Consider the following 8,419-nt stretch of genomic DNA (forward strand, 5'->3'; position numbering starts at 1 on the left):
TTGTGAGAGGGGCGAAAATTAGTTAACTTATTTTCCCTCTACTCGATTAATAGAGCTTCTATATTTGTTTTACATTCTAAAACGCATCTATTATAGATTGGTATATAATGCCATACCTAAATAAACCAGATATATGAATTTGTATAGAAAATTGTTTGAGAAATACATCAATATCAACGTTTATAGCTATATTCATTTTTAATTTTTATTAAATATCAATTTTTATAGTTAGATAAACATGGTATAACTGCTATTTCAACAGCAACTAGAAGAAAACCTTACCATTGACTAAGGATATTTAACTTCATAATATATATCGTATACGATGTATCGTTTACGATTTAATTGAGAAAGGGGATAGTAGCTTTGAATAGAGCTGATTTTATCGGGGAATCGATAGATTTTATTCATCGTTATACGATGAAAAGCTTACAAAAAACAGCCGAGGAACATGGCGTAACGATTCCACAAATTAGGGTGATTGCTGATGTTTATGCTCATAATATCGTTAGCATTAAGCAGTTATCTCAAAATCTGAAAATGACTCAAAGTACAGTTTCCGATATTGTTGATCGATTAATTGCAAAAGAATTTCTAGTAAAATCACCAAACCAAAAAGATAAACGTTTAGTAGATATTACACTATCTCCTAAATTAGTAGAAGAAATAGATGAAAGTATATCTGAACTAACTAGTCAATCATTAATCGGTGTAATCAATCTTTTAAGTCCTAGTGAACAGGAAACAGTTGAAAAGGGTATGAAATTATTAGTTTCAGCAGTTAAAGAAAAAATGATTGCTGAGGGAATAGATAACTATGATTTTATTGATATTTTGTACTTCTCCGAAAAAGACAAACGCAGAAAATAACAGACAACATAAATGGAGGATATAATTTGAAAAGCATTATAAAAGGACGTTGGGCGATTTTTTCGATTTGGCTTATTGCGACAATTATACTAACAATATTACAGCCAGATATCAATGCCATTTTACGACAACAAGGGCAAGCTGGTACAAGTAGTGACAGCCCATCCGTAATTGCTGGTAATATCTTGGCAAAAATGAATACCACTGAAGGCACGGATAATTTAATAGTTTTTTACAATGAAGATAAAATAAAAGATGAAGAAATGAAGGAAATTGGAGAAACAGTTAGTGTAATACTTGATCACAGCTCTGAACTAGGTATTACAGAAATGATTGATCCCTTCACTATGCCTGAAGCAAAAAGTTCTTTAATTTCAGAAGATGGAACAACGTTGATGGTAAGCTATAAGCTTGATAAAAAGGGCCGTGAAGTTGACGATATAAAAGAACAATTCGATAGTATTTTAGAAGATGTTCCTGTTGAGTATTATTTAAGCGGTGAAGACTTTATTAATAACGATTATTTAAAGGCATCGCAAGCAGGGGTTGAAAAAAGTGCTGCATTAACAGTTATCTTTATACTAGCAGTGCTTGTCATTGCATTTAGATCAGTTGTTACACCTATTATCTCTTTAATCGCGGTAGCATTTTCATACCTTGTTTCGATGGGTATTGCCGCACAATTGATAGATAAAGTTGGTTTTCCAGTAACGAGTCTTACACAAATGTTACTAGTTTTAATTCTTTTCGGGATTGGTACAGATTATAATATCCTTTTATTTAATCGATTTAAGGAAGAATTATCAAAAGGCCATTCTGTTGATGATTCAATTGTGAATACTTATAAGACAGCAGGTAAAACGATCGCATACAGTATTCTAACGGTATTTATAGCTTTCTTAGCACTTGTTTTCTCAGAATCACCAATCTATCAATCTGGTGTAGTAGTAGTAATCGGTGTAACGATTTTGTTATTAGAAATTTTAACTTTAACACCATTTATTATGAAGGTTTTAGGTAAGAAAATTTTCTGGCCTTCAAAAAACACGGAAGGTCATAAGGATAATAAATTCTGGGAAAAGACTTCTTCTTTTGGAACAAAGCATCCAATACTTATCACGATAATCATTCTTGCGATTATTGGGCCTATGATTTTCCTTCATAAAGAGAAGTTAAACTTTGATACGGTTGGGGAACTTGGTGATAGCTATCCTTCTTCAAAAGCAATTAATCTAGTAGCGGAACATTTCGGTAAAGGACAAGCAATGCCAACTACAGTCGTAATTGAAAATGATGAAGCACTTGATAATAACGAATCTCTTTCTGCAATTGATAGCGTTACAGAAAGATTGAAGGCGATTAAAGGTGTGAAAATGGTTTCTTCTGTTACACAGCCACAAGGTGAGCAAATTACAGACTTTTATGTTGATAGTCAAATGGGGTCTGTAACAGATGGAATTTCTCAAACTGAAGATGGTGTGAATCAAATTTTTGATGGGCTAACAGAAGCTCAAATAGGACTTGAATCTGCTGATTTTTCACAAGTAAACCAAATGGTGGATGGCACAGCAAAGCTTCAAGACGGCATGACAGAATTAACAAATGGATTGAAACAAATCCAAGGGGGAATAGCTGATGGAACTAATAATCCCGAAACGATTTATAATGGACTTGATACAATTGAAACAAATCTCACTGCAATGAGTAGTGGTATAACAATGCTAGCTGACAGTTATGATAAAATGCAAGCCGGTTACTCTGAAATGGGAAATCATTATCAGGATGCAGCTACGGCCCTATTAGGTGTAAAAAATTCACTTGCACAAATGAAAACTATGACGGATGCAGTAGCAACAAGCTATGTAGATTCTGAAAATGATACAAATTTCCAAGCGCTTAAACAAACAATTGAGCAGCTATTGGCATCTTTAAGTCAAATTACACCAGAAAGTATTGCTGCATTAAATGAAAATTATAATGCAACGACTGCTGGGTTTAGTACAGCAAACGAAAATCTTGCTAACATGAGTGATGGTTTATTGCAAATGTCAGAAGGATTGAATAAGTTAAAGGCTGGTCTTGGACAAACCTCTTCTGGAATTGGCATGATTGTAACAAATTTAAATGCTGTAAATAATGGTCTTGGTGAAATGAAAGCTGGTCAACAACAGCTAGTTGAAGGGCTAAACGGTTTCGGTGAATTTGGTGAGAAATTAACGGATGTAAACGATGGATTAAAAGGCATTTCTGATGGACTTGAACAAACAAATGGATATTTAACACAGCTAAATGCAAAAACCTTCTTTATCCCAGAAGAAGCATTAACGAATGAAGACTTTAAAAAGTCTTTAGATGCCTTCATGTCTGAGGATCGGAAAATTACAAAAATGACGATTGTATTAAATGATGATCCATACTCAAACGAAGCTTTAACAACCATTAATCAAATTAATGAAACGCTTTCTAATGGACTGAAGGGAACTGTGCTTTCAGATGCGAAAAGTGGAACAGTTGGAACTAGTGCAACAACGAATGATATGAACGATGTGTTATCGAGAGATTTAAGTAGAACAACGTTAATCGTAATTGTTGGCGTACTACTAGTTTTATTCCTGGTGATTCGTTCATTCTGGACTCCAATCTTTATTACTGCATCACTTGTTGGAGCGTACTATACAGCGATGTTTATCATTAACTTTATATTCTTAGACTTGTTAGGCTACGCTGGGATTTCTTCCTTTGTTCCATTCTTTTCCTTTATTATCATTGTTGCCCTTGGAGTAGACTATAGTATCTTCTTAATGATGCGTTATAAGGAGTACCCTGAACTTTCTCCAAAAGAAGCAATAGTTTTAGCTTCTAAGCATACTGGTGGTGTTATTATATCAGCGGTAATTATACTTGGCGGTACCTTTGCCACATTAATACCTGCAGGAATTGTATTACTTATAGAATTAGCAATTGCAGTTATAACAGGGCTGATAGTACTGTGCTTTATTTTACTACCACTCTTTGTTCCTGCGTTGATAGCATTACCAGATAAATTATCAAACTTTTTTTCAAAGGATAAAAAGACAATTTAATAAGTAACCTAATAAAAGCATGAATTTAAAGCGAATACCATTTACACTTAAAATAAGTGTTTGGTATTCGTTTTATTTCAGAGTGTCGACAAAATACCTCAAGAGGTGCACCTCTTGAGGTATTTTGTCTTTTTTAAGGTATCTTATCACAGTATTAAAGGTTGGAGCATATGACTATCGTGTACCATTCCCCAGATTGAGCGTAGCGAGGGAGAAGGCTGAGGCCGAGCCCACGGAAAGCGTAGCACCTGTAACGGAAATCGACGACTTCTTAATGTATTGTAAATAGAAAAAAGAGGCTGGGACAAAAGTAAATTTAGAACAAGTAGGCACTACAAAGGATAGTAAATATTTGCTTATCACTTTATTTGAAAGTCGTTCGTTGGAGAGGCGGGCGAAGAGTGCATCTGCCGCTTCGCTTTTGATGCAAAGCAGAGCTTTCCTGCGGGATGTGAGAGCAGTGGCGAGAATCCACAGAGCGAAGCGAAAGGAGCGCCGCTCGCCCTGGATGCGCGAAGCCTGCATCGGAAACGAACGGTAGCATATCATAAAAGTACAATCTATATTTAAAAATAGATTGTACTTTTCCCTTTATGTCCCAGCCTCTGAGACGTATTTTCAAATACGTCTATCTCTAACAAAAATATTAAAAATCAAAATTATCTGGATCTGGTCCTACTCGATGGTTTTGATTTAATCCGTCAATTGCATCTATGTCTTCTTGTGTCAATTCGAAGTCAAACACGTTTGCGTTTTCGATAATTCGATGTTCTTTTGTTGATTTAGGAATTGTTACGATTCCATTTTGTAAGTCCCAGCGCAGGATAATTTGCGCTACAGATTTGTTATATTTATTTGCAATTTGTTGTAAAGTTTCGTTATCTAACAATTGACCTTGCATTAGTGGAGACCATGCTTCGAGTTGAATACCGTATTCCTTACAAAAAGATTGTAGTTCTTTTTGAGTTAATCGCGGATGACATTCTACTTGATTGATCATTGGTTTAATTTCAGCATCCATCATTAAATCTTCTAAATGATGAATTTGGAAATTACTTACCCCAATCGCTTTAACTCGTCCTTCTTTATATAGGGTTTCTAAAGCTCTCCAAGCATCTTTATATTTACCTGCTACTGGCCAATGAATAAGATATAAGTCTAAATAATCTAATCCAAGCTTTTCAAGACTTTCCTCATATGCTGCAATTGTTGACTCATATCCAAGGTCTGAATTCCATACTTTTGAAGTAACAAATAGATCTTCTCTAGTTAAACCGGCTTCATTTAATCCTTCTTGAATACCTTTTCCTACTCCAACTTCATTTTGGTAAATTGCAGCTGTATCTATACTTCTGTATCCATTTGTAATTGCTGATTTCACTGCGTTAATTAGTTCTGGTCCTTCTTCAACTTTAAATACCCCAAGTCCAAACCAAGGCATTTTCACTCCATTATGCAAAGTAGTTGTATCTTGTAAATTTTTTGCTGTCATTTTTAAAACCTCCAAAGATTTTTATGTTTTGATTTTTCTAATTAGGATAAATGATTGAAAGTTATTGATACTGTCAATCATTTATCGGATATTTTTAAGCTTTACTTGCTAAATCTTTACGTTCCAGTGTTCTACTAATGGCTGTCAAAATAGCTGCAACGAACACCATTAATGCTCCGATCCAAGAAGTATGGATAAGACCAATAGAATCTGTAATTATTCCTCCAAAGAAAGAGCCTATTGCAATACCTGCGTTAAATGCAGCTATATTTATAGCAGAAGCAACATCAACGGCACTTGGAGCAAAACGTTGTGCAAGTATTACAACATATACTTGTAATCCCGGCACGTTCATGAACGCCAATAATCCCATGAACAGAATTGTTATTAACCCGACAATTTTAAATGGTGCTGTAAACATTAAAATAAATAAGACAATTGCTTGTACAATAAACATATAAAACAATGCACGAATAGGGTTTTTATTTGAAAGTTTACCTCCAATCATATTACCTATTGCAATAGTAATGCCATAAAGTAATAAGATGATTGTTACAGCTCCTTCACTAAATCCAGTGATTTGCTGAAGTAATGGTGATAGGAATGTAAATACAACAAAAGTTCCACCATATCCCAGTGCAGTAATAATGAATAAAAGCAATAATCGACTATTAGTTACAAGTTTAAGCTGATCACGGAAAGTAGTTTTTTCTCCCTTTCTTAAATTAGAAGGGACAAGAATACTGTTAGCAATTAAAGCAATAATACCTGTGATAACGATTGCTATAAAAGCAGCTTTCCAACCTAAATGTTGTCCAATAAATGTTCCAAAGGGCACACCTGTCACTGTAGCCACTGTGAGGCCAGTAAACATGATTGAAATGGCACTTGCCCTACGATTTTCAGGTACTAAATCCGCAGCAATAGTTGAACCTATCGACATAAAGACACCATGTGAAAAGGCAGATATTACGCGGGCAACAAGTAATAATTGAATTGTAGTGGACATAGCAGCAATACTATTACCTATGATGAACACTATCATTATCCAGATTAATAATTTCTTACGTGGCATTTGTGATGTCATTGACGTTAAAAGTGGAGCCCCAATGGTCACACCTAATGCATATAAGGAAACAGTCAACCCAGCAGTTGTAACTGGAATATTCAGGTCTTCAGAAATAAGCGGTAATAATCCGACACTAATAAATTCTGTGGTGCCTATAGCAAATGCACTTACAGCTAAAGTAAGAAGTGCCAATGTACTCTGTTTTTTGTTTAATGTCATATTATAACCTCCTTTTTAATGTGCTCTCCTTTTCGCGAAATAAAAGAAAGTATAGTTTGAATCGGCCGACCATGTTATTATGATGTATACCGATTATAAAGAAAAGAACGCACTTTAAAGTGCTATAGAAACTTTTTAGTACTATAGGTACTTTTAAGTGCCTATTAGTTAGGAGGACTTTGGATATGAATAAAAAGAAATACAATATATCAGTCGAAGCAACTTTGGAAGTGATCGGAGGTAAGTGGAAATGTGTAATACTTTGCCATTTGACTCATGGGAAAAAAAGAACAAGTGAATTAAAACGACTTATGCCAAGCATCACGCAAAAAATGCTAACACAACAATTAAGGGAGCTTGAAGAAGATGGCGTAATAAATCGTATCGTTTATAATCAAGTCCCACCAAAGGTTGAGTATGAATTAAGTGAGTACGGGAAAAGCCTAGAAGAAATACTAAATGCTCTTTGTAATTGGGGAGAAAACCACATTCTAAAAGTTTATGGTGATAAATCAGAGGTTTTAGAGGAAAGTATTTTAAATCAATAGTATGGGCTAAAAGATGTGCCCGAATGGAATTGATTTTCGATGTAAAGGTAGCATAGAGCGCTCATGTGCCCGAACGGTATTGGTTTTCGTGTGAAAAGTAACATAGAACGCTCTTATGTGCCCGATGGAAAATTGAATTTCGTGAAAAAGGAAAGATAAACGGCTACTTTTAGTATTTAAACGAAACTCAATCCATGCGGTAATACGGTATCGAATATAACAAGTAGATAAATAAACTCAAGTTTTTTTGAGCCCCTACAATATGAAAAAGTGTTTCATTTAGTAATTATATACAGAATTAACGCCAACGTAATGTAACAAAGAGTTTACAGCAAGGAACATTTTCCGTTGTTGAATCAAATTCTAATCGTAACCCATCTGGATTGTAATCTATTTTTACATCCCGTTTAATCCCTGTAGTTTTAATTAATCGTTTAACCTCTTCAATGTCTGAACGTTCTGCAAAGTACATTACTTTTGAACCGAAATCCTTTGAAGAAGAAAGTTTATCGAGAACCTTGCTTGCATCGGACATTAATTTTTTCGTTTCATTGGCGGATTTGTATAATAAGTTAGGATCAACTGGTGGATATTCATATTGATTTGATGGGATTGTATTTTGTTTGTGGCGATTTCACTGGCTGTTGCATAGGCTGCTGAGGTACATGATTTGCTGGGTGATGCATCGGATTAATATGATGTAATGGCTGTGTTGTTGGTTTAGAAGGATGTTGTATTTGATTTACCTTATTGGGCTGGATGGGAGTCCAATGAAACTCATCCAAAGATGGTCTTTCAAAATTCAAATGAGCAGGTGACTGATGGACAGGCTGATTCACCAAATTGGACTGGATGGGAGTCCAATGAAACTCTTCTAAAGATGGTCTTTCAAAATTCAAATGAGCAGGTGACTGTTGAACACGGTGATGCATCGAATTAACTTGAATCGGCCTCCAATAAAATTCTTCTAATGATGGTTTTTGTTGATTCAAATAAGCAGGTGGACTATATGCACTTTGATACATTTGATTGCCATAAGGGAACTGATGTTGATATGGATTCATAATTTAGTGTTCCTCCTTGGAAAATTATAGACTCTCGGCATTCGCCGAGCTTTGTGGTTCAAGGATTTTCCTCA

At 35.0% G+C, this 8,419-nt stretch carries 7 protein-coding genes; 3 read left to right on the top strand and 4 right to left on the bottom strand.

Annotated elements, in window-relative coordinates:
* The first annotated feature begins 366 nt into the window (after nt 1-366).
* Nucleotides 367-870 carry a MarR family winged helix-turn-helix transcriptional regulator gene (locus tag CD30_RS18265; RefSeq protein ID WP_036180324.1) on the top strand — a complete coding sequence of 168 codons (504 nt, stop codon included), beginning with the start codon at nt 367-369 and terminating at the stop codon, nt 868-870.
* Between the two features lie 26 nt (nt 871-896).
* Nucleotides 897-3,953 (top strand): MMPL family transporter, encoded by a 3,057-nt coding sequence (locus tag CD30_RS18270; protein ID WP_036180325.1) that lies wholly within the window; start codon nt 897-899, stop codon nt 3,951-3,953.
* A 646-nt stretch (nt 3,954-4,599) separates the two neighbouring features.
* On the opposite strand, the gene CD30_RS18275 is transcribed toward CD30_RS18270, so the two are convergent.
* Nucleotides 4,600-5,445: an aldo/keto reductase gene (locus tag CD30_RS18275; RefSeq protein ID WP_036180326.1), complete on the bottom strand. Its 846-nt coding sequence runs from the start codon at nt 5,443-5,445 to the stop codon at nt 4,600-4,602.
* A 94-nt stretch (nt 5,446-5,539) separates the two neighbouring features.
* The gene (locus CD30_RS18280) at nt 5,540-6,733 is read right to left on the bottom strand and encodes an MFS transporter (RefSeq protein ID WP_036180328.1); all 1,194 of its coding nucleotides are present in this window, start codon (nt 6,731-6,733) and stop codon (nt 5,540-5,542) included.
* A gap of 185 nt (nt 6,734-6,918) precedes the next feature.
* On the opposite strand from CD30_RS18280, the gene CD30_RS18285 reads away from it, so the two are divergent.
* A complete protein-coding gene (locus tag CD30_RS18285) occupies nt 6,919-7,281 on the top strand; it encodes a winged helix-turn-helix transcriptional regulator (RefSeq protein ID WP_036180330.1) in 363 nt (120 codons plus the stop codon).
* Nucleotides 7,282-7,579: 298 nt separating this feature from the next.
* Here the strand turns inward: CD30_RS18285 and CD30_RS18290 are convergent, their stop codons facing one another.
* Nucleotides 7,580-7,816 (bottom strand): hypothetical protein, encoded by a 237-nt coding sequence (locus CD30_RS18290; RefSeq protein WP_052126321.1) that lies wholly within the window; start codon nt 7,814-7,816, stop codon nt 7,580-7,582.
* Between the two features lie 58 nt (nt 7,817-7,874).
* Nucleotides 7,875-8,345: a hypothetical protein gene (locus CD30_RS18295; RefSeq protein ID WP_036180334.1), complete on the bottom strand. Its 471-nt coding sequence runs from the start codon at nt 8,343-8,345 to the stop codon at nt 7,875-7,877.
* Nucleotides 8,346-8,419 lie beyond the last annotated feature (74 nt).

The organism is Ureibacillus massiliensis 4400831 = CIP 108448 = CCUG 49529, assembly GCF_000772965.1.
GTDB lineage: Bacteria > Bacillota > Bacilli > Bacillales_A > Planococcaceae > Ureibacillus > Ureibacillus massiliensis.